This window comes from Janthinobacterium sp. SUN073 (assembly GCF_030397665.1).
Classification (GTDB): Bacteria; Pseudomonadota; Gammaproteobacteria; order Burkholderiales; family Burkholderiaceae_D; genus Janthinobacterium.
Map to the genome: position 1 here is coordinate 14,058 of NZ_JAPUBT010000006.1, position 23,718 is coordinate 37,775.

At 63.3% G+C, this 23,718-nt stretch carries 20 protein-coding genes; 8 read left to right on the forward strand and 12 right to left on the reverse strand.

Annotated features, from left to right (window positions below):
• Positions 1-19: 19 nt before the first annotated feature.
• Positions 20-670 carry a hypothetical protein gene (locus tag O0882_RS17105; RefSeq protein ID WP_289949891.1) on the forward strand — a complete coding sequence of 217 codons (651 nt, stop codon included), beginning with the start codon at positions 20-22 and terminating at the stop codon, positions 668-670.
• A gap of 6 nt (positions 671-676) precedes the next feature.
• Here O0882_RS17105 and O0882_RS17110 read toward each other — a convergent pair whose 3' ends face one another.
• From O0882_RS17110 to lptF, 4 genes are read right to left on the reverse strand one after another with little or no spacing between them, the layout of a single operon-like run.
• Positions 677-1,648, reverse strand: coding sequence for a Stealth CR1 domain-containing protein (locus O0882_RS17110; RefSeq protein ID WP_289949892.1), 972 nt, complete (start codon positions 1,646-1,648; stop codon positions 677-679).
• Complete coding sequence (locus O0882_RS17115) at positions 1,645-2,052, reverse strand: CbiX/SirB N-terminal domain-containing protein (RefSeq protein WP_289949894.1); 408 nt, start codon at positions 2,050-2,052, stop codon at positions 1,645-1,647. Before O0882_RS17115 ends, O0882_RS17110 begins: the two co-directional genes overlap by 4 nt.
• Entirely contained in the window at positions 2,052-3,221 is a 1,170-nt protein-coding gene (gene lptG, locus O0882_RS17120; protein WP_219133427.1) for an LPS export ABC transporter permease LptG, read from the reverse strand. Before lptG ends, O0882_RS17115 begins: the two co-directional genes overlap by 1 nt.
• Complete coding sequence (gene lptF / locus O0882_RS17125) at positions 3,218-4,363, reverse strand: LPS export ABC transporter permease LptF (RefSeq protein WP_289949897.1); 1,146 nt, start codon at positions 4,361-4,363, stop codon at positions 3,218-3,220. Before lptF ends, lptG begins: the two co-directional genes overlap by 4 nt.
• 67 nt (positions 4,364-4,430) lie before the next feature.
• Between lptF and O0882_RS17130 the strand changes: the two genes are divergently transcribed.
• Positions 4,431-5,924 carry a leucyl aminopeptidase gene (locus O0882_RS17130; RefSeq protein WP_289949898.1) on the forward strand — a complete coding sequence of 498 codons (1,494 nt, stop codon included), beginning with the start codon at positions 4,431-4,433 and terminating at the stop codon, positions 5,922-5,924.
• 186 nt (positions 5,925-6,110) lie between these two features.
• On the opposite strand, the gene O0882_RS17135 is transcribed toward O0882_RS17130, so the two are convergent.
• Genes O0882_RS17135 through O0882_RS17150 form a run of 4 tightly spaced genes read right to left on the reverse strand, consistent with a single transcriptional unit; the run spans position 6,111 to position 7,729 of the window.
• A complete protein-coding gene (locus O0882_RS17135) occupies positions 6,111-6,644 on the reverse strand; it encodes a hypothetical protein (RefSeq protein WP_289949900.1) in 534 nt (177 codons plus the stop codon).
• Positions 6,645-6,655: 11 nt separating this feature from the next.
• Entirely contained in the window at positions 6,656-7,126 is a 471-nt protein-coding gene (locus tag O0882_RS17140; RefSeq protein ID WP_289949902.1) for a CreA family protein, read from the reverse strand.
• 32 nt (positions 7,127-7,158) lie between these two features.
• On the reverse strand, positions 7,159-7,347 hold the full coding sequence (locus O0882_RS17145) for a DUF1653 domain-containing protein (protein WP_034782199.1): 189 nt from the start codon (positions 7,345-7,347) through the stop codon (positions 7,159-7,161).
• 10 nt (positions 7,348-7,357) lie between these two features.
• Positions 7,358-7,729: a hypothetical protein gene (locus O0882_RS17150; protein ID WP_289949904.1), complete on the reverse strand. Its 372-nt coding sequence runs from the start codon at positions 7,727-7,729 to the stop codon at positions 7,358-7,360.
• A gap of 570 nt (positions 7,730-8,299) precedes the next feature.
• Here O0882_RS17150 and xth point away from each other — a divergent pair.
• On the forward strand, positions 8,300-9,064 hold the full coding sequence (xth, locus tag O0882_RS17155) for an exodeoxyribonuclease III (RefSeq protein WP_289949906.1): 765 nt from the start codon (positions 8,300-8,302) through the stop codon (positions 9,062-9,064).
• Here xth and O0882_RS17160 read toward each other — a convergent pair.
• Entirely contained in the window at positions 9,061-12,720 is a 3,660-nt protein-coding gene (locus tag O0882_RS17160) for a bifunctional diguanylate cyclase/phosphodiesterase (RefSeq protein ID WP_289949908.1), read from the reverse strand. The two genes, xth and O0882_RS17160, sit on opposite strands and share 4 nt — an antisense overlap.
• 209 nt (positions 12,721-12,929) lie before the next feature.
• Here O0882_RS17160 and prpR point away from each other — a divergent pair, with 209 nt between their 5' ends.
• The 5 genes from prpR (at position 12,930) to O0882_RS17185 (ending at position 17,382) form a co-directional block, all read left to right on the forward strand.
• On the forward strand, positions 12,930-14,555 hold the full coding sequence (prpR, locus tag O0882_RS17165; protein ID WP_289949910.1) for a propionate catabolism operon regulatory protein PrpR: 1,626 nt from the start codon (positions 12,930-12,932) through the stop codon (positions 14,553-14,555).
• A gap of 176 nt (positions 14,556-14,731) precedes the next feature.
• Positions 14,732-15,604 carry an alpha/beta hydrolase gene (locus tag O0882_RS17170; protein WP_289949912.1) on the forward strand — a complete coding sequence of 291 codons (873 nt, stop codon included), beginning with the start codon at positions 14,732-14,734 and terminating at the stop codon, positions 15,602-15,604.
• A gap of 3 nt (positions 15,605-15,607) precedes the next feature.
• A complete protein-coding gene (locus O0882_RS17175) occupies positions 15,608-15,994 on the forward strand; it encodes a hypothetical protein (RefSeq protein WP_289949913.1) in 387 nt (128 codons plus the stop codon).
• Positions 15,995-15,997: 3 nt separating this feature from the next.
• Positions 15,998-16,666 (forward strand): histidine kinase, encoded by a 669-nt coding sequence (locus tag O0882_RS17180; RefSeq protein WP_289949915.1) that lies wholly within the window; start codon positions 15,998-16,000, stop codon positions 16,664-16,666.
• Positions 16,663-17,382, forward strand: a complete 720-nt coding sequence (locus tag O0882_RS17185) for a LytTR family DNA-binding domain-containing protein (protein WP_289949918.1) — start codon at positions 16,663-16,665, stop codon at positions 17,380-17,382. The genes O0882_RS17180 and O0882_RS17185 overlap by 4 nt, the downstream gene beginning before the upstream one ends.
• A 5-nt stretch (positions 17,383-17,387) precedes the next feature.
• Here the strand turns inward: O0882_RS17185 and O0882_RS17190 are convergent, their stop codons facing one another.
• The 3 genes from O0882_RS17190 to clpS form a co-directional block, all read right to left on the reverse strand.
• Positions 17,388-20,756, reverse strand: coding sequence for a S41 family peptidase (locus tag O0882_RS17190; protein WP_289949920.1), 3,369 nt, complete (start codon positions 20,754-20,756; stop codon positions 17,388-17,390).
• 287 nt (positions 20,757-21,043) lie between these two features.
• Positions 21,044-23,344, reverse strand: a complete 2,301-nt coding sequence (gene clpA / locus O0882_RS17195) for an ATP-dependent Clp protease ATP-binding subunit ClpA (RefSeq protein ID WP_289949921.1) — start codon at positions 23,342-23,344, stop codon at positions 21,044-21,046.
• Positions 23,341-23,643, reverse strand: a complete 303-nt coding sequence (gene clpS, locus O0882_RS17200) for an ATP-dependent Clp protease adapter ClpS (RefSeq protein WP_071078868.1) — start codon at positions 23,641-23,643, stop codon at positions 23,341-23,343. The genes clpA and clpS overlap by 4 nt, the downstream gene beginning before the upstream one ends.
• Positions 23,644-23,718: the final 75 nt, after the last annotated feature.

Genomic DNA, 23,718 nt, shown 5'->3' on the forward strand with positions numbered 1-23,718 from the left:
TAGCCGTTACGATCCAACCATGAATTTCACTTCCATGCGCGAAGCCCTGATTTCGCTCAGCCGCAGTAATGCCGGCGTCGCCAGCGCTGTGCTGCTCAGCATGCTCGCCTCCATCGCCCTGTGGACGGTGTTTCCGAATATCGACGATGAAAACCATTTATTGGAATGGCTGCAGGCGCTGTTCCTGGCCCTGGCCTGCACTGTGCACGGCGTGCGCGCATGGCAGGAGCCTGACCGCCAGTCCCTGCGTTTCCTCATGCACGCGGGCTTGTCGGCCCTGCTGTTCGGCTTCCTGCTGCGCGAACTCGATATCGACCAGTTCGGTACGGCCCCCGCCTGGGCGCAGCTTGAAAAAGCCCTGCGCGTGATGGAATTGCTGATCCTGATACGCCTGCTGATCTTTTTTGCGCCGCGCGCGCGCAAGGTGTTTGCCCTTGCGCCGCGGATTTTCAGCATGCGCATCACCATCCTGACGGCCATCGGCGGCTTGCTGATGGTCGCTGGCTGGCCTTTCGACAAGAAGGTATTTCACGGCATGCCGGACGCTTACGCGCTGCTGGGCGAGGAAGTCTTCGAACTGGGCGCCTATCTGCTGCTGTTCCTCGCCTCGCTGTCCGACAGCACGGCCGCCGCCCGCATCAGCCTGGCGCCAAAAAGGAAAGCGGCCTGACCGTCTTCAGATTTCAAAGGAAGATGGCAGCGGCAGCAGCCGCTGCAAGGTCGCGGCCACGCGCAGCAGGCGCGGATCGTCGTCCTCGGCCTCGTCGCAGGTATCGTTGATACAGAAAAACGGCAAGCTGCCGAAACGCGCCGCCAGCTCCTCCAGCTGCTGCGGCGCATCCACATCGCCGCTGGCGATATGCAGCGGGTCAAGCATGCGCGCCCGTGCCACGCCTTGATGCACCATCCAGCGCGGCACCAGGTCGGGCAGCAATGCCGGCACCTGCCAGGAACGGAACACCGTCGCGCGCACGCCGGCAAACATGGCCGGCGCCAGCCCTTCCAGTGCATGCAGCGCGCTTTTCAGCATGGGCCGCGGCGCATGCGCATACAGGCGCGGTTCATGCCGGTAATCGGCGTATTGCGCCGACAGCCATTGCCGCGACAGGGTGGCACAATTCACGGGTGCCGCCACGTCGGCGCGCAAGCCCTGTAAATCGGGTTGCTGCGCGCTCTCCGTAAACACACTCAAACGCCGGTCCCCTTCCCCGCCAAACCAGAATGCGGGCTCGAACGGCGCGCCAAAAAAAACGTCGTCGTTCAGATACAGGAAGCGCTCGGACAAGCCAGGAATATGGTGCAGGTACGATTCGATATGGCCGGAGTCGAACACGGGCAGGGAGGCATCGGGCATCAGGCTGGCATGGTCGATCACCGTCAGGCGCGGTGAAGCGCACAGCCAGGCAGGCACCTGGCGGTCCGTCAGCAGATAGACATGGCCGTGATCTGGGAAGAAGCGCTCGAGCGCGCGCAGGTTGTAACGCAGTTCGCCGTTGTCACGGTAGCGCCCCGCCACGTTACCGTGCAGGGCCAGCTGGCCGGGATGCGCCTGCGCCCAGGCGGCATAGGCGTGCCGCCGGCGCGTGCGCCATGCGGGATCGGCGCCGTCAACCCACAGGTAGACGATGTCGATGTCGATGCCGCTCAAGGCAGAGGGCTGGAGCCTGGCGCCGCCACGCAGTAATCGGCGATGGCAGCGAGCACGCTGGCGTTCTCGCCCACCGCCTCGACCACCTTCAGGCGCAGTGCCGGATGCTGCTGGCGCAGTTCTTCCAGCAACAGCGGCAAGTCGCGCAGCACATGCCCGCCCTGCCCCAGGAACACGGGCACCACGGTGACGTCCAGGATGGCGCCGGCGGGCAACTCGGACAGCAGGGTCGCCACCAGTTCGGGCAGGCGCGGCGTCATCAGCTCCAGGAAGGCCAGGTGCACGCTGGTGCCGGGCAGGCGCGCCTGGCTCAGATCACGCAGGCGCTCGAAGGGCGCGGCCCACGATGCGGCGCGCGCGCCATGGGCAAACAAGATCAGTGCCTGTTGCACGTTCGTCTCCATCAATGCCGCTCCACCCACCACAGGGCGCCCAGCGCCAGCAGCAGATACAGGGTGCTCGGCGCCACCGCCGTCAGGAAGGCCGGCCAGGTGCTGAGCAGCCCAAGATGCGAAAACAGGGTGTTGACCAGCATGAAGCTCACGCCGATCATGATGCCGATGAAGATCTTCAGGCTGATGCCGCCGCTGCGCGTGTGCATGTAGGCGAACGGCAGCGCCAGCGCCATCAGCACGAAAATGGCCAGCGGATCGATCAGCTTTTTCCAGAAGGCGATGCGGAAGCGTTCCGTTTCCTGCTTGTTCTCGGCCAGGTGGCGCGTGTACACGGCCAGTTCGCTGGCCGACATGCGCTCGGGATCGGAAGCCGACACCGTCAGAATCTTCGGCGTCACTTCCGACGTCATGTCCTTGCTGGCGCTCTGCACCGTGCGCACCAGGCTCGTTTCCTGCCCATAGTAGTTCGTCAGCTTCGGTTCGAAGCCGGGCGAGGTCGCCGCGCTGTTCGAGAACGAGGTTTCCGTCACGTCGGTCAGGCGCCAGATATTATTGCCCTGATACGTCGCCCCCTTGGCCACGGTCAGGGTGCGCAAACGCATATCGGTATCAAATTCATACAGCTTGACGTTTTTCAGCTGGCCGTCCGGACGCGCTTCGCCCACATTGAAAAAGCGCGAACCGGTGACGGTGCCCGTCAGGCCGTCGCTCTTGACCATGTCCTTGGTCCACAGGCCCGAGCGAAATTCGCTCGACACGGCCGCGCCGCGCGACGTCAGCTTGAGGCGTTCGGCCAGCGGCTCGGTGCGCGGCGTGATCAGCTCACCAAAGATGAAGGTGATGACGACGAAGACGATACCGATGCGGAACAGGAAACCGGCCGCCATCGCCGTCGACATGCTCGAGGCGCGCATGATGGTAAATTCGGAGCTGGCCGCAAACTGCGCCATCGTATAGATCGTGCCGATCAGTGCCGCAATCGGCATCACCTCGTACACATGCCCCGGCACCAGCACCAGCACATACAGGAAGGCATACTGGATGGTGTAGCCGTTGCGGCCCACCTTGGGCAGCTCGCCCGTCAGGTCGATGAAGGCTTGCAGTGCCAAAAAGGCGAGCAGCACGAACAGCACCGCCTGGAATATCGAGACCGCAAAATAGCGCTGTAAAATCTTCATTTCGATACCGCTTTACTTGGTTTGCCGGCGCGGCGCGCGCGCTTGAAGGACGCCAGCAGGACCAGCGGATGATAGCGGTGATTCACATTCAGGCGCCATGCAAACAGCGCCACCACGGCCAGTGCCGCCAGCAGGTGCAGCGGCCACCAGGCCAGGCCGAATGTCAGGCGCCCCTGTTTCACGCTCGCTTCGACGACCTTGATCAGATTGCTGTAGGTGAAGAAAATCAGCAGGGCCACAATCAGGTTGGCCGAACTGCCGGCGCGCGGATTGACAAAGCCCAGCGGAATGGCCAGCAGGATCAGCATCAGGCCGATCATGGGCGCACTGACGCGCCACAGCAATTCAGCCATGGTGTAGGGATTCGGATCGGCAATGAGCGCCATGGTGCTCATGGCGCGCACGCCCAGTTCCGCGCCCAGTTCCTGCTGCTTGCTCTCGATGCGCATGATGTACTGCTCGAATTCCATGGTCTGGAAGTCCGCCTGTGTCGGCACGCCCTGGTAGCGGCGGCCGCTCTTGAGCACCAGGAAGCGTTCGCCCTTGGCGTCGGTATTGATCACGCCTTCCTTGGCGACGACGACGACGGCGCTGCCTTTTTCATCGACGGTATTGACGAAGACGTTCTGCACCACATTCTTCTCGCCGCTGACGCCCTCGACGAAAAAGATGCGGTTGCTGCCGGCCGATTCGCGGAACTGGCCAGGCGTGACTTTCTGCAGGTCTTCGCGCTTCTCAAAGCGCGACACGTATTCATCGCTTTTCTTTTGCGCCCACGGCGTGGCGTACAGGCTCAGGACGCCGGTGGCCAGCACCAGCGGCAGGCCGAAGCTGAGCACGGGCCAGATCCAGCGCGACAGGCTCAGGCCGGAGGCGAACCACACCACCATCTCCGACTCCTTGTAGCTGCGCGTGACGACCATCAGCACCGAAATGAAACCGGTAAGGATGATGATGGTGGGCAGCTGCATCAGGGCGGAAAAAACCATCAGCGACATGACGTCGGCCGACGCAATCTTGCCGCCCGCCGCCTTGCCGAGAATACCGATCAGCATCCAGGTGAGCAGGATGCTGAACAAAACAGTGAAGGTGGCCCCGGCGGCACTAGCCAATTCACGTCGAAGGGCGCGTTGAAAGATCATTCGGAGTTTATAATTCGGGTCAGTTAGTTGAGTAACACGTTACTAGTAAATGAAAACGGAGAACCAAATGGACTTTAGCATAAAAGCATTCGATACCAAGAGCACCCTCGGCACGGCCAAAAGCGGATGCATCGCGGTTGCGGTATTCGAAAACAAAAAACTGTCGCCAGCGGCAAAATCGCTGGACAGCAAGGGTGCGATTTCGGCTGCGCTGAAGTCCGGCGACATCAGCGGCAAGCCAGGCAGCACCTTGCTGCTGCGCGCAGTCGATGGCGTCGCCGCCGAACGTGTTCTGCTGGTAGGCATGGGCAGCGACGAAACTGTCAGCGAAAAAAGCTTCGCTACCGGTGTACAAGCGGCCCTCAAGGCTTTCGGCTCGCTGGGCGCTGCGGACGCCATTATCGCATTACCGCTGACGGAAGTGAAAGAGCGCGACGTAAATTGGGCAATCCGTTGCGTGGTGCAAGCCGCCCACGACAGCGAATACCGCTGCGACTCGCAAAAAAGCAAAAAAGATCCGGCGCCAGCAGGCGTGCGCAAGATCGCCCTGGCGGCACCGGCAACGGCAGCGACGCGCGGCGCGCTGGCGCAAGCCATCGCCATCGGCAACGGTTCCGACCTGACGCGCAAGCTGGGCGACCTGCCTGCCAACGTCGCCAATCCAACCTACCTGGCCAACACGGCCAAGCAGCTGGCCAAGGATTACAAGTTTGACGTCGAAGTGCTGGACCGCAAACAGCTCGAAGCGCTGAAAATGGGCAGCTTCCTGTCCGTCACCAACGGCAGCGAGCAGCCGCCGAAATTCATCGTCCTGAAGCACCTGGGCGGCAAGGCCAAGGATGCGCCAGTGGTCCTGGTCGGCAAGGGCATCACCTTCGACACGGGCGGCATTTCGATCAAGGCCGGTCCTGGCATGGATGAAATGAAGTACGACATGTGCGGCGCCGCCTCGGTACTGGGCACCTTCCGCGCCATCGGCGAAATGAACCTGAAGCTGAACGTCATCGGCGTCATCGCCGCGTGCGAAAACATGCCGTCGGGCCGCGCCACCAAGCCGGGCGACATCGTCACCTCGATGAACGGCCTGACCATCGAAGTGCTGAACACCGACGCCGAAGGCCGTCTGGTGCTGTGCGACGCGCTGACCTACGCCGAACGTTTCAAGCCGGCAGCCGTGGTCGATATCGCCACCCTGACGGGCGCTTGCGTCGTCGCCCTGGGCCACCACAACAGCGGCCTGTTTACGCGCAGCGATGCGGCGCATGACCAGTTGGCCAATGAACTGCTGGCAGCGGGCAAGCAGTCGAGCGACACGGCATGGCGCATGCCGATCGAAGAGGCCTACAACGAGCAGCTGAAGTCGAACTTCGCCGACCTGGCGAACATCGGCACGCCAGGCGGCGGTTCGGTGACGGCAGCGGCGTTCCTGGAAAACTTCACCAAGAAGTACACCTGGGCGCATCTGGACATCGCCGGCACGGCATGGAAATCGGGCGGCGCAAAAGGCGCGACCGGTCGTCCAGTGCCCCTGCTGACGACCTTCCTGATCAACCGCGTGTAAGAGAACGCCAGACCAAACCTACTGCGCGGGGCTATTGGCGGCCGGCGATGCTCGCTGTACATAAAGTACAGCTGCGCTTCTCGGCCACCACTAGCTCCCGCTCGCTACGGTTTTGTCAGGCGTCGTTACGTAAGAAGGCAGCCGCCATGGTCACTGACCATGGCGGCTTTTTTAGGTGTATTTGAATCAGTAGACGACGGGATTGGGCAAAGGCGATGGCGCCACTTTTGGCTGCACCACCGTTTCCGGCACGGCGGCCGCAGGCGGCGGCAACGAAATCGGCGCGGGCGGCGGCGCCAGACGGGCCGGGTCTTGCATGACGATGGTCAGGATCGACGGGTAGTCAAAGCCGGCGCCCGTGTTGCGGTCGACGAAATAACCGACGCCCAGGGTCAGGATGACATTGCCCCAGACGCTGGCATTGAGCTTGGGGTCGATGTGATCGTCCGTGGCGATGGCGGGTGAACCGTGCTTGCGGCAATCGACCTTCAGAGGCTCCTGGCTCTTGCGGATGGTAATGCGCCCCGGCGTGGTGACGAACCACTTGCCCACGTCGTTGCTGAGGATACAGCCGGCGCCATTGAGCTCGCGGTTGTCCTGGATGGTTTGCACCAGCACCATCTGCTCGGTATTGCCGGTCAAGGTGGCGCAGCCGCCCAGAGCGAACAACAGCGTCCCGGCGGCAAAGGCGGCAAGGGGGGCGGACAGCGGCACACGCATGGCTGGCTCGCTTAACGGACGGGAATCGGCTGGTCGGCGGGCACGGCGACGGCGGTGACGCTGTTTTTCGGGCTGCCCTCGATCAGGCGGTCGGAATACACGAGGTAGACCAGCGCATTGCGCTTGCTGTCGACCATGCGCACCACGCGCACATGCTTGAAGAAGAGCGAGGCACGCTCGGTAAACACTTCTTCCTGGCGCGGCAGCTTGCCCTTGAATTGCAGCGGCCCCACCTGGCGGCAGGCGACGGCCGCATCAGCCTTGTCCTCGGCCAGGCCGACGGCGCCCTTGATGCCACCGGTCTTGGCGCGCGACAGATAGCAGCTGACGCCAGCGACACGGGGATCGTCGTAGGCTTCGACGACGATCTTGTGGTCAGGGCCGATCAGTTTGAACACCGTGTCGACCGAACCGATGGTTTCGGCATGCGCCGCGGTACAGGCAAAGCCCAGCACCAAAACGGCAGGCAGCAGTTTACGCATGAAATAATCCCGGGCACGCACGCAGGCGGCCATCAGTTGATGGGAGCGAAACGCTGGACCATGACGCCTTCGACTTCGATCAGTTGAAAAAACACGTCTTTCGGCCGGGTCCAGATGGAACCGTCCGCAGCGCGATACACGATCATCGGCGTCAGATCCGCTTCCAGCGTGGCTTCGCACACCAGTTCATAAATGCCGCCCTTGTAGTGTCGATAACGCATCGCCGTCCCCTCAAGCCGTTGAATCTTCGCTCTTGTCGTCGGCCAGTGCCTTCTGCTTCATCTTCAGGCCCTGGATCACTTTCAGTATGCCTTCCATGCCGGCAGCGCCATCGGCGCCGTTGAAGGCGTCGAGCACTTCATTGAGCACCTTGTTGCGCACGGTCGCCTCATCGGAGGACATTTCCAGCGCGCGCTGGGCTTTCGCCGCCTTTTCGGCAGCGCTCACGCGCGGCTTGGCCGCCGTCTTGCCATGCGTCAGAGCTGCCTGCCAGATAACCCAGCGGCGCTGGGTTTCGAAAATCAGGTACTCATCCGGTTTGTCTTCTCTTCGCCGCACAATGTGGCCGTCACGCTGCGCCCACGCTTCAAATGCAGTTCGCATTTTCTTCCTTTGCAAATGCTACGCGCAAGTCTCACTATTAAAACTGCAACATTTCAAAATAGTACCATCTATTGATGTCGTAAAACAGTCTCATAGATATAGTACTGCAATTTACATAACAAGTCTGGCGGCGCCGGAAACGGAATTGACGCTCCGCCTCGGCACAGTGGTCATGTAATCGGAATAGCAATTACAACTAATTACAACTGCTTCCTGTTCGGTTCTCAACTTGGCTGTAACAAAGCCGTGTGACACAGTTGTTACATTGTGCCATTTTAGTAGTTTTTATCGCGTTTCAGCGAGAAACTTTACACCTTTGTCGCGTTAAACGGCGAGACGCAGCCTGCCACGCCAGCCACTTATGCCAAATCAAACACAGGGGTTGATCAATCATACACAAAAACATAATATTCATGCGCCACGATTGGCTAAATATAAATACTTTATGAACACTCTTTTTCCCCGTGGGAAAATAATGTGCTTGCGCGACAAGCGGCGCGCAGGACGCCGGCGACACGCATGCGGTAAGATTCGCGCTTATCGATATCTATTCAAGCAAGGATTTTTCCCATGAAACTCGCCACCTGGAACGTCAACTCACTCAAAGTGCGCCTGCCGCAAGTGCTGCAGTGGCTGACCGACAATCCGGTCGACATACTCTGCTTGCAAGAGACCAAGCTCACGGATGATAAGTTCCCCGTCGCCGAGATCGAGGCGGCTGGTTATCAGGTGGTCTTCAGCGGCCAGAAAACCTACAACGGCGTGGCCATCCTGTCGAAGCTGCCGATCACCGACGTGGTGAAGAACAATCCCCTCTATGAAGATGCGCAGCAGCGCATCCTGGCCGCCACGATCGGTGGCGTGCGCGTCGTCTGCGCCTACGTGCCGAACGGCCAGAGCGTCGACTCGGACAAATACGAGTACAAGCTGGGCTGGCTGTCCGCCCTGCACGACTGGCTGGCCGAAGAAGCGCGGCAGCACCCGCAGCTGGCCGTCGTGGGCGACTACAATATCGCCCCCGACGACCGCGACGTGCACGACCCCGTCGCCTGGGCCGGCCAGGTGCTGGTCTCGGACAAGGAACGCGCCGCCCTGCAGCGCCTGTTCGACATCGGCCTGACGGACGCCTTCCGCCTGTTCGAACAGGCGGAAAAATCGTTCAGCTGGTGGGACTACCGCCAGTTGGGCTTCCGCCTGAACAAGGGCTTGCGCATCGACCATATCCTGCTTTCGCCCGCCCTGAGTGCCCGCTGCACGGCCTGCGTGATCGACCGCGTGCCCCGCAAGTGGGAGCAGCCGTCCGACCATGCGCCCGTCGTTGCCACCATCGACTAAGCAGGAAACCGTTCCAGCAGCGATTGCGCATTTGCAGCTGGTACGGGCGCGGAAAACAGATAACCCTGCGCATAGCGGCAGCCTTTCTCCTGCAGCAGGGCGAACTGTTCTTCCGTCTCCACGCCCTCGGCCACGGTCGACAATTGCAGGCTGTCGGCCAGCGCGATAATGGCCGCCACGATGGCGCGGTCTTCCGCGCTGTGTTCCAGGTCCTTGATGAAGGCACGGTCGATCTTGACCTTTTTCACGGGGAAGCGCTTCAGGTAGGCCAGGCTGGAATAGCCGGTGCCGAAATCGTCGATCGACAGGCGCAGGCCCATGCCATTGATCTGCCGCAAAATCTCCAGCGTATGCTCGCCGTGCTGCATCAGCGCCGTCTCGGTGATCTCGAATTCCAGCAGCGCCGGATCGATGCCCGTTTCCCGCATCACGGCGCCGATGGCCGTCACCAGGCCCTTGTGCATGAACTGGCGCGGCGACAAATTCACCGCCAGGGGCACGGGCTGCAAGCCCTGGCGCTGCCAGGCCATGCTTTGCTCGCAGGCCTGGCGCATGACCCATTCGCCCACCGGCACGATCAAGCCGTTTTCCTCCATGATGGGAATGAAGCGGTCCGGCAGCACCAGGCCATGGCCGGGACGGCGCCACCGCAGCAGCACTTCCATGCCATGCAGGCGGCGCGTGGCGATATCGATGATGGGCTGGTAAAACAGTTCGAACTGCTGCAGCGCCAGCGCCGTGCGCAAGCTGCTTTCCAGGTCGAAGTGCAGGGCCGCCGCCTGGTTCATCGTCTGCGTGAAGAACTGGTAATTATTGCGGCCATTGCCCTTGGCGTGGTACATGGCCGCATCGGCATGGCGCATCAGGGCGTCGACATCGCCGCCATCGTCCGGATACACGCAGATGCCGATGGACGGCGTGACGTGCAGCACATGGCCATCGAGCGGAAAAGCGGGCGTCAGCGCCTCGATGACCTTCTCGGCCACGCGCGCCGCCTCGTCGCTGTCGCGGATGCCCGGCACCAGCACGACGAATTCATCGCCGCCCAGGCGCGCCACCGTGTCGCTGGCGCGCACCGCGTGGCACAGCCGGGCAGCCACTTCCTTGAGCAGCACATCGCCCGTCATGTGGCCCAGCGAATCGTTGATGGTCTTGAAGCGGTCCAGGTCGATGAACATCACGGCCAGCTTGCGCCCGGAGCGCTGCGAGGACAGCATGGCCCGCTCCAGGCGGTCCGACAACAGTGCGCGGTTCGGCAAGCCCGTCAGGTTGTCGTGGTAAGCCATGTGATGCACGCGCGCCTCGGCCTGGCGCCGCTCGGCGATCTCGCCCTGCAGCAGCAAATTGGCGCCGGCCAGTTCAGCCGTGCGTTCGTGCACGCGCAGCTCCAGTTCGTCGCGCGCACGGCGCACCGCCTCGGCCGCCTCGCGGCGCGCCGTCACGTCGTCGACCAGCCACACGGAACGGCCATGCGCATGCGCCAGGTCGAATGGCCGGCCGGACAGGCGCGCCCAGAAGCGGCTGCCATCCTTGCGCACCAGCTGGTATTCCGACATGTGCACCCTGCCGGCCTCGAAGTCGCGCGCCGTCTCGCCGCGTGCCGTCTTCCACGCAGCCACGTCCGGATACAGGGCCTGCACCGACAGGCCGTTGATCTCGCCGGGTCCATAGCCGAACAGCTCTTCCATCTTGCTGTTGGCACGCAAATTGTAGCCGCCCTCCACCACCGAGATGCCCAGCACGGCGCTGTCGAGGATGGCCTGGTTTTCCAGCAGCGCATTGCGCAAGGATTCTTCGGCGCGCTTCGCTTCCGTGCGGTCTTCGATGATCCAGATGGTGCCGGCGGCCGGATCGTCCGGATTGACGACATAGGCGATCAGCTGCGCCCACAAGGTGCTGCCGTCGCGGCGCATCATTTCCACTTCCGTCTGGAACGGCTTGGCCACCGACAGGAAAGGGAAGGCCGCCGCGCCCAGCAACTCGTAGGACTGCTGCGACACATACAGCGCGCGCCCGGGCAGGCCCAGCGCCTCGTCGCCGCTGTAGCCGAACATCGTGGCAAAGCCCAGGTTATAGCGCGTGATCTGGCGGTTCTTGGTATACAGGATGCTCACCGAGGCATTCGTCATGATGGCCGCCACTTCCATCTGCGCCTGGCGGCTGTCCGTGACGTCTTCGAGTATCCAGATGGTGCCCTGCTCGCTATGCTCCTGGTCAACGGCCTTGGCGCGGATGCGGCACCAGAACAGGCTGCCATCGCGGCGGCGGAACAGCACTTCATCCTGCTCGTACGGCAAGCCCTGTCCCAGCAGTGGCGTGGCTTGCACGCCAAACGCTGCGTAGGCGGCGGGTGAGGGAAACAGCTCGGCGGCGGGCAAGCCCGTCATCTCCTCCTGCGCGTAGCCGAACATTTCGGCGAAGCGGGGATTGCAGCGCAAGACCAGGCGCGAACGCGAAAACAGGATGCCGACGGACGCATTGTCGAGGATGGCCTGCTGCTCCAGCATCAGCTGGCGCGTGGCCTCCTCGGCCGCTTTCTGCGCGCTGCGGTCGTCGAACAGCCAGATCGTGTCGCGCAAGCCGCGGTCGGTCTGGCTCTCCGGGTTCAGCACGTAGCCATATGCCAGCGCCCAGAATGTAGAACCGTCGCGGCGGCGCATCTCCATCTCGCCCTGGAACGGCTGGCCGCGCCGCAGCAAGGGCGACGCTTGCCGCACCACGTTCTCATAGGCCGCGCGCGACGGGTACAGGTCGGCGACGGCCAGGCCCACGCCGCTGTCGCCATCAAAGCCGAAGCATTCGGCGAAGCGGCGGTTGTAGCGCAGCACGCCCTTGTCGCGCTGGAAACCGATGGCCAGCGGCGCGTTGTCCATCACGGCCTGCATTTCCAGCATGGCACGGCGCAGCTGGTCTTCATCGCGCCGGTGGTCGCTGATATCTTCGATGATCCATACGGTGCCGTCATGGGTATTCAAGGGATCGACGGCGCGCCCGTGCAGCCGGCTCCAGAACAGCGTGCCATCCTGGCGCCGCAATTCCAGTTCGGTGCGGTACGGCTTGCCCTTGGAAAGCAGCGGCGCCGCTTCCAGCCCCAAGTTGCGGCAATGCTCGGCGGAGCGATACAGCACCGCGCCCGGCATGCCCGTCAACTGGTGGCGCGCATAGCCGAGCATCTCGGCGGCGCGGATATTGCACTCCTCGATGAAGCCGCCCCTGGAAAACACGATACCGACGGCCGCGCTTTCCAGGATGGCCTGCTGTTCCAGCAAGGTCTTGCGCAAGGCTTGCTGGTCGCGCTGCTGCACGCTGATGTCGGCAAACACCAGGGTCGCGCCCGGCAAGCCATCGCCCACCGGCAGCGGCTTGGCCCATACCTGCACGGCGATGGCCGCATCGATTCCCTCCAGGCTGCTGTCCCAGTGCCGCTCGCGCCCGGCCGCACCCAGCGCGCCACGCAGCATGCTGGTGCTCGACGCGCGGTAGGCGTCCGTAAAACAGTCGGCCAGCAGGCAGCCCGACACATCCCTGCCCAGCAAGGCGCTCAAGGCGCCATTCACCGCGACGACCATGCCGCAGGCATCGCAGGCGCAGGCGGGCAAGGCGATCAGCTGCAAGGCATCGGCGATGAAATCGGGACTGGTCGGTACGCGGTTCATGAACACCATGGGTCGGTTGTTAGCGGTCGGAATGCACCTGAGCAATATATTCGTCAGGCATCATAGTGCTGTCAGATCATAAACCAGTTTCCCGGGGTTTTTTCATATTCCTTATTGGCAATATCTGAAACGCCACAGACCACTTGCAACACGCCCGTTGCACCGCCGTTGCATGGGAATAAAATGAAACAAATCGTTTAGAATAAAGCATGCGCCGCCCTCCCCAACCTCCGCTCGACCACCGCGACAAACCCGTCATCTGGACCGTCTCCGTCTCGCGTTTGTTCGACCTGTTCCGCGACATCACGCTCGAATACGACGACCTGGCGACGATTGAACCGATCAACCTGGGTTTCGACGACGCCGTGCGCCACATCCGCGAACGCATGGCCACCGAACGCTGCGACGCCGTCATCGCGGCCGGTTCGAACGGCGCCTACCTGAAAGGCCGGCTGTCGGTACCCGTCATCATCGCCAAGGCCAGCGGCTACGACGTGATGCAGGCGCTGGCGCGCGCGCGGCGCATCTCGCCGGACATCGGCGTCGTCACCTACCAGGATCCGATGCCGGAACTGGCCGAATTTGCCGCCACCTTCGGCTTCCAGATCGCGCAGCGCACCTATGCCACCGAGGAAGACGCGCGCGCGCAGATCAATGAATTGAAGGCGGCCGGCGTCAAAGCCGTCGTCGGCGCGGGCCTCGTCACCGACCTGGCCGAGGAGGCAGGGCTGGCCGCCGTCTTCGTGTATTCGGCCACGGCCATCCGGCGCGCCTTCGACGACGCGCTGGAACTGGCCCGCCTGACCCAGATCGAATCGAACCGGGGACGGCGCACGGTGGTGGCCGACACCCTGCGCGCGCGCCACGGCCTGCACGACTTGCGCGGCGAATCGGAAGCGATGGAAGCGCTGCGCCAGTCGGTGGTGCTGTATGCCCGCTCGCCGGCGACGGTGCTGATCCAGGGCGAGACGGGCAGCGGCAAGGAGCTGGTGGCGCAGGCGATCCACCGCGAAAGCCCGCGCAGCCTGGGCGCGAACCGGCCCTTCATCGCCATCAATTGCGGCGCCATCGCCGAGTCCTTGCTGGAATCGGAACTGTTCGGCCACGAGGATGGGGCCTTCACGGGAGCGCGCCGGGGCGGCCATGCGGGCCTGTTCGAAGCGGCCAACCACGGCACCCTGTTCCTCGATGAAATCGGCGAAATGCCGCTGGCCCTGCAAACGCGCTTGCTGCGCGTGCTGGAAGAGCGCGAAGTGGTGCGCGTGGGCGGCACGCGGCCCATCGCCATCCATGTGCGCATCATCAGCGCCACGCATTGCGACCTGGAGCAGCGTATCCGCGAAGGACGCTTCCGCGCCGACCTGTTCTACCGCCTGGCCGTGCTGCGCCTGCATTTGCCCGCCTTGCGCGAACGCGCCAGCGATATTCCAGGCCTGGCAGAATGGTCGCTGAAAAACGCGCTGGCCGCGCTGGGCGCGCGGCCACACCCCAACCTGCACGCGGAAATCATCGCCTGCGCGCCGCTGCTGCGCCGCTACGACTGGCCCGGCAACGTGCGCGAACTGCGCAACCTGGCCGAGCGCCTGGCGCTGTTCCTGGCCGCCGAACCGCTGCAGGCGCTGACCCCCGCCTTCGTGCTGGGTGTGGCGCCGGAGTTGGCGCAAGACGCCAGCCCGGCCACGGCTTTGCCGGCGCCGGCTGCCGCCGTTGCACAGCAGCGAGAGGAGGAAAGCGCCAGCGCCGTGCTGGCGCGCTTCGGCGGGCGCCGCGATGCGGCCGCCCATTACCTCGGCATCAGCCGCACCACCCTGTGGCGCCGCCTGCGCGCCGGCTGAGTGTTCAAGCACGGAAACGACCATGGCTCAAAACGATGCGCCACGCCTGCCAGCACCTGTACGGCAGCGGCACCCGCATCTTTTGCACCGTTCATCCCTGCCTGCCGCCGCTCATCCCGCGGTGCTGGCGGCGGGCCGCCTGGCCCGCTAGCATCGTCGTCAAGGAGGAACACATCATGAAACGAACATTGCAAACATTGATCTTGCTCAGTACCGTGCTGCTGGCGGGTGCCAGCCGGGCCGCGGCCCCGACTGCATTCACGGTCGACGTCACGGGCCAGGGCCGCCCGTTGATCCTGATTCCCGGCCTGGCATCCTCGGGCGAAGTCTGGCAAGGCACGGTGGCGCGCCTGTGCGGACCGAAAACAGGACGCGCCTGCCATGTGCTGACCCTGGCCGGCTTTGCCGGCGTGGCGCCCATCGAAGGCGACCTGCTGGCGCAGGCGGAGCAGCAACTGGCCGACTACATCAGCACCCAGAAACTGGGCCGGCCAGCCATCATCGGGCATAGCCTGGGCGGCTTCCTGGCGTTGAAAATGGCCATCGATCATCCGGCCCAGACGGGCAAGCTGCTGATCGTCGACTCGCTGCCGGCGCTGGGCGTGACGCAGATGCCAAACGCCACGCCGGAACAGCTGCAAGCCATGTCGAGCCAGATGCAATCGGCCATGCGCGCGCAGGATGTGGCCAGCTCCAGCGCCAGCCAGCGCCGCACCGTCGCCGGCATGGCCAGCGCGCCGGCCGACGTGGAGCGCATCATCGGCTGGGGCCAGCGCTCGGACCGCGAAACGGTCATCCGCACCATGGGCACGCTGATGGCCAGCGACCTGCGCCAGGATGTGGCACGCATCACGTCGCCCACGCTGGTGCTGGGCACCTGGATCGCCTACAAGGATTATGCGCCGCGCGCCGCCATCGAAGCGACCTTCCAGCAACAGTATGCACAGCTGCCGGGCGTAAAAATCGCGCTGGCCGACACGGCGCGCCATTTCATCATGTACGACCAGCCGGACTGGATGCATGCGCGCATCGAACAGTTCCTGGACTAGGCAATGAACGCACCCTTGCACCGGCCGCCGCTGCTGGCCAGGATCAACTGGTACTGGACCTTCCAGCTGGCCGGCTGGGGCGCACTTACCCTGTTCAACAGCGTGTATGGCGGCTCCTCGCAGCTGCGCATCGTCGTGACGATTGCCTGCTGGGGGGGCTTGGGCGGGCTGTTGCTGTCGCACCTCTGGCATGGCGTCCTGCGCCGGCGCGGCTGGGCGGCGAACGGCTTGCGCTGGAAACGCATCTTGCCCTCGCTGGCCTTGCTGGCCGCCATCCAGACGGCCAGCGTGACGACCGCCTTCCACGTCATGTATCCGCCCGACGTCCTGCGCGGCCTGGCATGGCTGCCCGGTGCGCTGCTGTTCTGGTTCGGGGTATTCCTGACCTGAACGGTGTTTTACTTCACCGCGCTGTCGCTGCGCCGCGCCGCCCACCTGGAAGCGGAAACCCTGCGCCTGCAGTTGCATGGACGGGATGCGGAACTGCGCGCGCTGCAGGCGCAAGTCAATCCGCATTTTTTCTTCAACAGCCTCAATAGCGTGCGCGCCCTGATCTTCGAAGACCGCGAGGCGGCCGCGCAGATGATCGACCAGCTGGCCAACCTGATGCGCCACGCGCTGCAGTCCAGCCAGCATGCGACGGTGCCGCTGTCGGCCGAACTGGACGCCGTGCGCGCCTACCTGGCGATCGAACAGATACGCTTCGAGGATCGCCTGCGCGTCAGCTTCGACATCGCCCCCGGCATCGATCGCGTGCGCGTGCCGCCCATGGCCCTGCAAACACTGGTGGAAAACGCCGTCAAATATGGCGTGGAAACAAGCGCCGATGGCGGCGACATCCGCATTGCAGCGCAGCGTTCCAGCCCTGCCGACGGCGCCACCATGCTGCGGATCGATGTCGCCAACACGGGCGCCTTGCGCGAGCCAGGTAACTCCACCTGCGTCGGCTTGCGCAATGCGCGCCAGCGTTTGCAGCTGGCTTGCGGCGAGCACGCCAGCCTGGAACTGCGCCAGCAGGCGGGCTGGATATACGCCACCATCCATGTGCCGGAGCTGGCATGAACGGTCAGCCGCTCAAGGTAATGCTGGTCGATGACGAGCGCCTGGCGCGCGCCGAGCTGCGGCGCCTGCTGGCGCCGCATGTGCAGCGGGGCGCCGTGGAGATCGTCGGCGAGGCGGCCAGCGCGGCCGACGCCATCGCGCAGATCGGCAAACTGCACCCGGACCTGCTGCTGCTCGACGTGCAGATGCCGGGCGGCTCCGGCTTCGACCTGCTGGCCGCGCTGGACGATGCGCCCGACGTCATCTTTTGCACGGCCTTCGACCAGTACGCGCTGCAGGCGTTTGAAGTGAGCGCCCTCGACTACCTGCAAAAACCCGTGCAGGCGGCACGCCTGGCCACGGCCCTGGCGCGTGCCGGCGCACGGGCGCAAGCCATGCCGCCGCCCGCGCCGCGCAAGGTCTTCATCAAGGATGGGGAACGCTGCTGGTTTGTCGCGTTTGACGATATCCGCCTGCTCGAATCGGAAGGCAACTACACGCGCGTGCATTTTGGTGCACAGCATCCGCTGCTGCTGCGCACCCTGAACCAGCTGGAAGAAAAGCTCGACCCCACCCTGTTCTTGCGCGCCAACCGGCGCCAGATCGTCAACCTGGCGCAGGTGGCGCAAGTGGCGCCGAATGCGGCCGATGGCATCGACCTGCACCTGCTGGACGGCAGCGTGGTGGAAGTATCACGCCGCCGCGCGCAACAGTTCAAGGCCGCCTGCGGCCTGTAACGCGACTACTTCAGCGCGGGGATAGGCTGCGCCTGGAAGGCGGGGCGCGGCTGCTCCTTGAGTTTTTTCGCCAGCATGTCGAGCGCCACTTCCAGCTGGCGGTCGGCGCCATTGAAAGTGGCGTGCGGCGGATTTTCCACCTCGACGTCCGGCACCACGCCCACGCCTTCGATCAGCCACTGGCCATCGATGCCGAACTGGCCGTTTTCCGCCACGCGCGCCATGCCATTGTCGGCCAGGCGCGTATTGTCGCTCAGCCAGACGCCGGCGCCGGCCGTGCGCTTGCCTACCAGCGGTGCCAGTTTCAATGCCTTGATGCCGGCGGCGAAGGTCTCGCCATCCGAATACGTGAGTTCATCGACCAGCACCACCAGGTGGCCGCGGAAGGTGTTCTGCATGTTCGACGATGGCTGCACGCCCGGCGGCGCCCAGTATGCCCAGGCCTTGCGCAGCAGTTTTTCGATGATCCAGCTATCGATATTGCCGCCGTTATTGCGCCGCACGTCGATGATCAGGCCTTCGCGGTTGATGTTGGCGTAAAAGTCGCGCGCGAACGAGGCGATGTCGTTCGCGCCCATGGCGCGCAGGTGCAGGTAGCCGATGCGCCCCTGCGAGGCGGCAGCCACCTGTTCGGCACGGCTCAATTCCCAGTCGCCATAGCGCAGCGCCGTCTGTTTCGCCATGTTGACGGGCGTGACGATGACGGCGCGCGGCGCGCCCTTGCCATTGTCCCGTTTGACCTGCAGCAGCACCTGCTTGTCGGCCTGGTTCAGCAGCAGGTCGCTGATATCGCGCGCGGCCAGCACGTCCTTGCCGTTGACGGCCGTGATCACGTCGCCCGCCTTCACATCCACTTCAGGGCGCGACAGCGGTGCGCGCGCCGAGGGCAATTCCGCTTCGCTGCGGTAGACATGCTCGACCAGGTAGCCGTCGCCAGTGCGCGCCAGCACGGCGCCCAGGCCGGCCGGCGTGCCTTCCTGCTCCGTGCGGCGCAATTCGCCGGGACGGATCTGCGAATGCAGGGCGCCTACTTCGGCCACCATCATGCCCAGCACGTCATTGAGCTCGGCCCGATCCGTGACCCGCTCGACCAGTGGCGCATATTTGTCGCGCGCCGCCTTCCAGTTCACGCCGCGCATCTTCGCGTCGTACAGGAAATCGCGGTGCAAGCGCCAGGCGTCGTTGAACATCTGCTTCCATTCCAGGCGCGGGTTCGACACAAACGTCCAGTCGTCGACTTTTACTTTCGCCTTCGACAGGTCGGACGGCAGCTTGGCGCCCGCCTCGATCACCAGCATCTCACCCGGGCCGGTGGCCGCTACAGTGCGGTAGTACAAATGCTTTTTATCCTGCGCCAGGTCGAATTCGCGCACATTGGCCACCAGCAGTTCCGGCTTGGAGCCGGTATTGCCAATGGCGAGCGTTTTCAGGCTGGACTTGTTCTCGCCGCTTTCCCGCTCGATGAAGTACAGGCGCTTGTCATCCATGGCCAGCGCACCGTAATTGCCCGCCGCCAGCGGTACTTCATACAGGCGCTCGGCCAGGCCCTTGAAGACGACGTCCGGCAGGGCCGCCGGCGCTTTCTTCACGCTCGTCTTGCCGCCCGCCTTCTCCAGGGCCTTTTCCGCCGCCAGTTCGGCCGCCTTTTCATCGTCCGTCTCGGCCGGTTTCACACCCGGACGGCTCAGCTCATCGTCGGGCTGGAACGGAAAACGGTTGCCCGGCTGCAGCGCCAGCGCATACACGCCAATGCGCTTGTCGAACACGGGGCCCATGTTGCGGTCGCCCCACGGCGAACCGTTGGCCAGCTGGAAATTGCGTGCCGACAGGAAATACAACCAGCGCCCGTCGGGTGAAAACACGGGCGAACCGGACGTGTAGCGGTCGCTGGTGACGAATTGCAGCTGTTTCGAGGCGAGGTTGTACAAGCCGATCTGCTCGCGCTGCTCGTTGCTGGCCACGCGCACGATGGCCAGGTTGCGGCTGTCGGGCGACCATTGCACTTCGTCGTGCTTGTCCACGCCCGCCTTGCCCGCGTCGTCGATCAGCTGGTTGCCCCTGGTCGCCAGGTCCAGCAGCCAGAAACGGCCCTTCTTGTCCGTGTGCGCCAGCCAGCGCCCATCCGGCGACGGGTACAGTTTCCAGCGGTGGTTGTCGCCCTGCGTCGTCAGCTGCTCACCTTTGCCCGAACCATCGGCGGCGTACTTCCAGATTTCGTTCTCTCCGCTCGTGTCGACGATGGCGAACACGGATTTCTCGTCGCTGGAAAAGACGGCATCGCGCGCCCGCGCCCCTTCGGGAATGGCGATATCGACGCGGCGCAGGCTGCCCGTGCCGGCGATGCTGACACGGCCCCTTGCAGTGAGGATGATGCGCTCATCCTTGCCCGACAGCTGCACATTGCTCAAGGTATCGAGCGGCGAGCGGATCTGGCGCGCGCGCTGCTGGTCAAAATCGGATACGAGGTTGATCGGCAACGGCGATGAGTCCGTCCCTGCCGCCAGGTCCAGCACCTGCAGGTCGGCGCCCAATTGATACACGATCTTGCCATCGCCCAAGGAAGCATTGCGCACGTCCCATTGCTTATGGGACGTCAATACGCGGCGGTCGGAGCCGTCGGGCAGCATGCTCCACAGATTGTCGCTGCCGCCCGCGTCGCTGATGTAATACACGCGACCCTGCCACCACATGGGGCGCTTGTTGTTGCCCGCCAACACGGCAGGCTCCGCGTGCATGCACACGGCCTCACCCTTGCCGTCCAGGTCGTAGCGCCACAGGGTGGCATGCGCACCGCCCCGATAGTTGCGCACATTGTCGTTGGTCACAGCCAGGCCGAAACGCGTGAAGAACAGCGTCTTGCCCGCATCGTCGAGCACGGCGTCGTTGGCGTCAGCCACGGGAAACACGCGCCGCGTCTGTTTCACGGGATCGATGGCGGCGACGATACGGCGCGAAGCGGGACCGTCCGTGTTTTGCGTGCTGACCAGCACTTCGCCCTGCGCCGTCCAGCCCAGCACCAGCACGCCGCCATTATCAAAGGAAATACGGCGCGGCAAGCCGCCCGCCAGCGGCATCACATACGCCTCCTGTGCCCCTTCGTAGGCGGCGGAAAAGGCCAGCCACAGGCCGTCGCGCGAAATCGCCGCGTTCGTTTCATAGCCGGGATGCGTGGTCAGGCGCTGCGCCGCGCCGCCGCGCACGCTGCTTTTCCACAAATCGCCTTCGGCCGTGAAGACGACGGTGTCGCCGCGTACGGCGGGAAAACGGAAATAGCTGCCGGCAGGCGCGGTGGCGGCGGCGGCGGCGGCGGCCGCAGCGTCAGCCAGCAGGCCGGCGGAAAACAACAGGAAGGCGAGAGTACGGGAAATTTTCATGTGGGCATCCAGATAGCGGTCAGGGGGCATGGACATCATGTCGATACCGGACAGCAATTCTGGCATAAGCGCGACCAAAGAAAACCTTCTTTATTGCCCACAAAAACGTAAAAAAACCCGCGCCACTTGCGTGGGCGGGTTTTTCGACAAGAGCAGAAACGCTCTGAACGCCGAACAAAACCGTAGCGAGCGGCAGCGAGTTGCGGCCGAGAAGCGGAGCTGTGCTTTAGCACAGTGAGCATCGGAGGCCGCAAATCGCGACGCGCAGTAGGTTTGGTTCGGTGTTCTTACTCGACTTCCACCGTTTCCGGTGCTGCCGTCGGCGCCGCGTCTGGCGGTTCCGGGAATTCCAGCAAGACCTGGTCCTTGTCGTCGAGGTCGACGGTGACCCGTCCGCCGGTGACCAGGCGGCCGAACAACAGCTCGTCGGCCAGAGCCTTGCGGATCAGATCCTGGATCAGGCGTGCCATCGGCCGCGCGCCCATCAGCGGATCGAAGCCTTTCTTGCCGAGGAAAGCACGCAGCTTCTCGGTAAACACGGCTTCGACCTTTTTCTCGTGCAACTGCTCTTCCAGCTGCATCAGGAACTTGTCGACCACGCGCAGGATGATGTCCTGGTCCAGTGCGCGGAAGCTGATGGTCGCGTCGATGCGATTACGGAATTCCGGCGTGAACATGCGCTTGATGTCGGCCATCTCGTCGCCTGCCTGCTTGGAATTGGTGAAACCGATCGAGGCTTTCTGCAAGCTTTCCGCACCCGCATTGGTGGTCATGATGATGATCACGTTGCGGAAATCAGCTTTGCGGCCATTGTTATCCGTCAAGGTGCCATGGTCCATCACTTGCAGCAGGATATTGAAAATGTCCGGATGGGCTTTTTCAATTTCATCGAGCAGCAAGACCGCATGCGGCTTCTTGGTGATCGCTTCCGTCAGCAAGCCGCCCTGGTCGAAACCGACGTAGCCCGGCGGCGCGCCGATCAAGCGACTGACGGCGTGGCGTTCCATGTATTCCGACATGTCGAAACGGATCAGCTCGATGCCGAGGATGAAGGCCAGTTGCTTGGCCACCTCGGTCTTGCCGACACCGGTCGGACCGGAAAACAGGAAGGAGCCGATCGGCTTGTCCGTCTTGCCCAGGCCGGCACGCGCCATCTTGATGGCCGACGCCAGCGCGTCGATGGCGGGATCTTGTCCGAACACGACATTGCGCAAGTCGCGGTCGATCGTCTGCAGCTTGCTGCGGTCGTCCTGGTTGACCGTTTGCGGCGGAATGCGCGCGATCTTGGCAATGATGTCCTCGATCTCGGCCTTGCCGATGGTTTTCTTTTGCTTCGACTTCGGCAAGATGCGCTGCGCCGCGCCCGCTTCATCGATGACATCGATCGCCTTGTCGGGCAGATGACGGTCGTTGATGAAGCGCGCCGCCAGTTCGGCCGCCGTCGACAGGGCCGAGGCCGAGTATTTCACGCCGTGATGTTCTTCGAAGCGCGACTTGAGGCCGCGCAGAATCTGAATGGTTTGCTCGACGGTCGGCTCGTTGACGTCCACTTTCTGGAAACGGCGGGAGAGCGCATGATCTTTCTCAAACACGCCGCGGAATTCCGTGTACGTGGTCGCACCGATGCATTTCAACTGGCCATTCGCCAGTGCCGGTTTCAGCAAGTTGGAGGCGTCCAGGGTGCCGCCCGAGGCCGAGCCCGCACCGATGATGGTGTGGATTTCATCGATGAACAGGATGCCGTTCGGATTGTCCTTCAATTGCTTGAGCACGGCTTTCAGGCGCTGCTCGAAGTCACCGCGGTATTTGGTACCGGCCAGCAAGGCGCCCATATCCAGCGAATACACGACGGCATTTTGCAGGATTTCCGGCACGTCGCTTTGCGTGATGCGATAGGCCAGGCCTTCGGCGATGGCCGTCTTGCCCACGCCCGCCTCGCCGACGAGCAGCGGATTGTTCTTGCGGCGGCGGCACAGGATCTGGATCACGCGGTCGACTTCTTCCTCGCGGCCGATCAGCGGGTCGATCTTGCCTTCGGCAGCGGCCTTGTTCAGGTTTTGCGTGAACTGGTCGAGCGGGCTTTCCTTCGGCTGGCCCTCGACGGGCGCGTCTTCCACGCCTTCGGAGGCTTTCGCGCTTTCCGTCGACTGGTCCTTGCGCACGCCGTGCGAAATGAAATTGACCACGTCCAGGCGCGTCACGCCCTGCTGGTGCAGGTAGTAGACCGCATGCGAATCCTTTTCGCCGAAGATGGCCACCAGCACATTGGCGCCCGTGACTTCCTTCTTGCCATTCGAGGCGGACTGGACGTGCATGATGGCGCGCTGGATGACGCGCTGGAAACCAAGCGTCGGCTGGGTGTCGACTTCGCCCGTGCCAGGCACGGTCGGCGTGTTATCGCCGATGAAATTGGTGAGGGTCTTGCGCAGGTCCTCAATATTGACCGCGCAGGCACGCAACACCTCGGCAGCGGAGGGATTGTCCAGCAGTGCCAGCAGTAAATGCTCAACCGTGATGAATTCATGCCGTGCCTGCCGAGCTTCGACAAACGCCATGTGCAAACTAACTTCTAATTCCTGCGCAATCATACTTCCTCCATCACGCACTGCAGGGGGTGCCCTGCCTTGCGCGCATGCGTTAAAACGAACTCCACTTTGGTACACGCTATATCTTTAGAGAACACGCCGCACACTCCTTTGCCGTAGCGATGAACACTGAGCATGATTTGCGTCGCCGTTTCACGGTCCTTGTTGAAATACTCCTCAATGATGGCCACCACAAATTCCATCGGGGTGTAGTCATCATTGAGCAAGGCTACCTGATAGAGCGGCGGCGGCTTCAGCACTTGCCGCTCCAGCAGGGTTTCTGAGTCATGCTTGGTTGCCATACGCTTATTCTAATGCTTTCACAGTGGTTGTCATGCGCAATATCTACGCCTTTCCAATTGTTTTCAATCTTACGC

Excerpts from the sequence above, each read along its gene's own strand:
- clpS (WP_071078868.1), bottom strand. The coding sequence starts at position 23,643 with ATGGCAACCAAGCATGACTCAGAAACCCTGCTGGAGCGGCAAGTGCTG.
- xth (WP_289949906.1), top strand. The coding sequence starts at position 8,300 with ATGAAACTCGCCACCTGGAACGTCAACTCACTCAAAGTGCGCCTGCCG.
- lptG (WP_219133427.1), bottom strand. The coding sequence starts at position 3,221 with ATGAAGATTTTACAGCGCTATTTTGCGGTCTCGATATTCCAGGCGGTG.
- O0882_RS17140 (WP_289949902.1), bottom strand. The coding sequence starts at position 7,126 with ATGCGTAAACTGCTGCCTGCCGTTTTGGTGCTGGGCTTTGCCTGTACC.
- O0882_RS17145 (WP_034782199.1), bottom strand. The coding sequence starts at position 7,347 with ATGCGTTATCGACACTACAAGGGCGGCATTTATGAACTGGTGTGCGAA.
- clpA (WP_289949921.1), bottom strand. The coding sequence starts at position 23,344 with ATGATTGCGCAGGAATTAGAAGTTAGTTTGCACATGGCGTTTGTCGAA.
- O0882_RS17170 (WP_289949912.1), top strand. The coding sequence starts at position 14,732 with ATGAAACGAACATTGCAAACATTGATCTTGCTCAGTACCGTGCTGCTG.
- prpR (WP_289949910.1), top strand. The coding sequence starts at position 12,930 with ATGCGCCGCCCTCCCCAACCTCCGCTCGACCACCGCGACAAACCCGTC.
- O0882_RS17105 (WP_289949891.1), top strand. The coding sequence starts at position 20 with ATGAATTTCACTTCCATGCGCGAAGCCCTGATTTCGCTCAGCCGCAGT.
- O0882_RS17160 (WP_289949908.1), bottom strand. The coding sequence starts at position 12,720 with ATGAACCGCGTACCGACCAGTCCCGATTTCATCGCCGATGCCTTGCAG.
- O0882_RS17115 (WP_289949894.1), bottom strand. The coding sequence starts at position 2,052 with ATGGAGACGAACGTGCAACAGGCACTGATCTTGTTTGCCCATGGCGCG.
- O0882_RS17130 (WP_289949898.1), top strand. The coding sequence starts at position 4,431 with ATGGACTTTAGCATAAAAGCATTCGATACCAAGAGCACCCTCGGCACG.
- O0882_RS17190 (WP_289949920.1), bottom strand. The coding sequence starts at position 20,756 with ATGAAAATTTCCCGTACTCTCGCCTTCCTGTTGTTTTCCGCCGGCCTG.
- O0882_RS17150 (WP_289949904.1), bottom strand. The coding sequence starts at position 7,729 with ATGCGAACTGCATTTGAAGCGTGGGCGCAGCGTGACGGCCACATTGTG.
- O0882_RS17135 (WP_289949900.1), bottom strand. The coding sequence starts at position 6,644 with ATGCGTGTGCCGCTGTCCGCCCCCCTTGCCGCCTTTGCCGCCGGGACG.
- O0882_RS17185 (WP_289949918.1), top strand. The coding sequence starts at position 16,663 with ATGAACGGTCAGCCGCTCAAGGTAATGCTGGTCGATGACGAGCGCCTG.
- lptF (WP_289949897.1), bottom strand. The coding sequence starts at position 4,363 with ATGATCTTTCAACGCGCCCTTCGACGTGAATTGGCTAGTGCCGCCGGG.
- O0882_RS17175 (WP_289949913.1), top strand. The coding sequence starts at position 15,608 with ATGAACGCACCCTTGCACCGGCCGCCGCTGCTGGCCAGGATCAACTGG.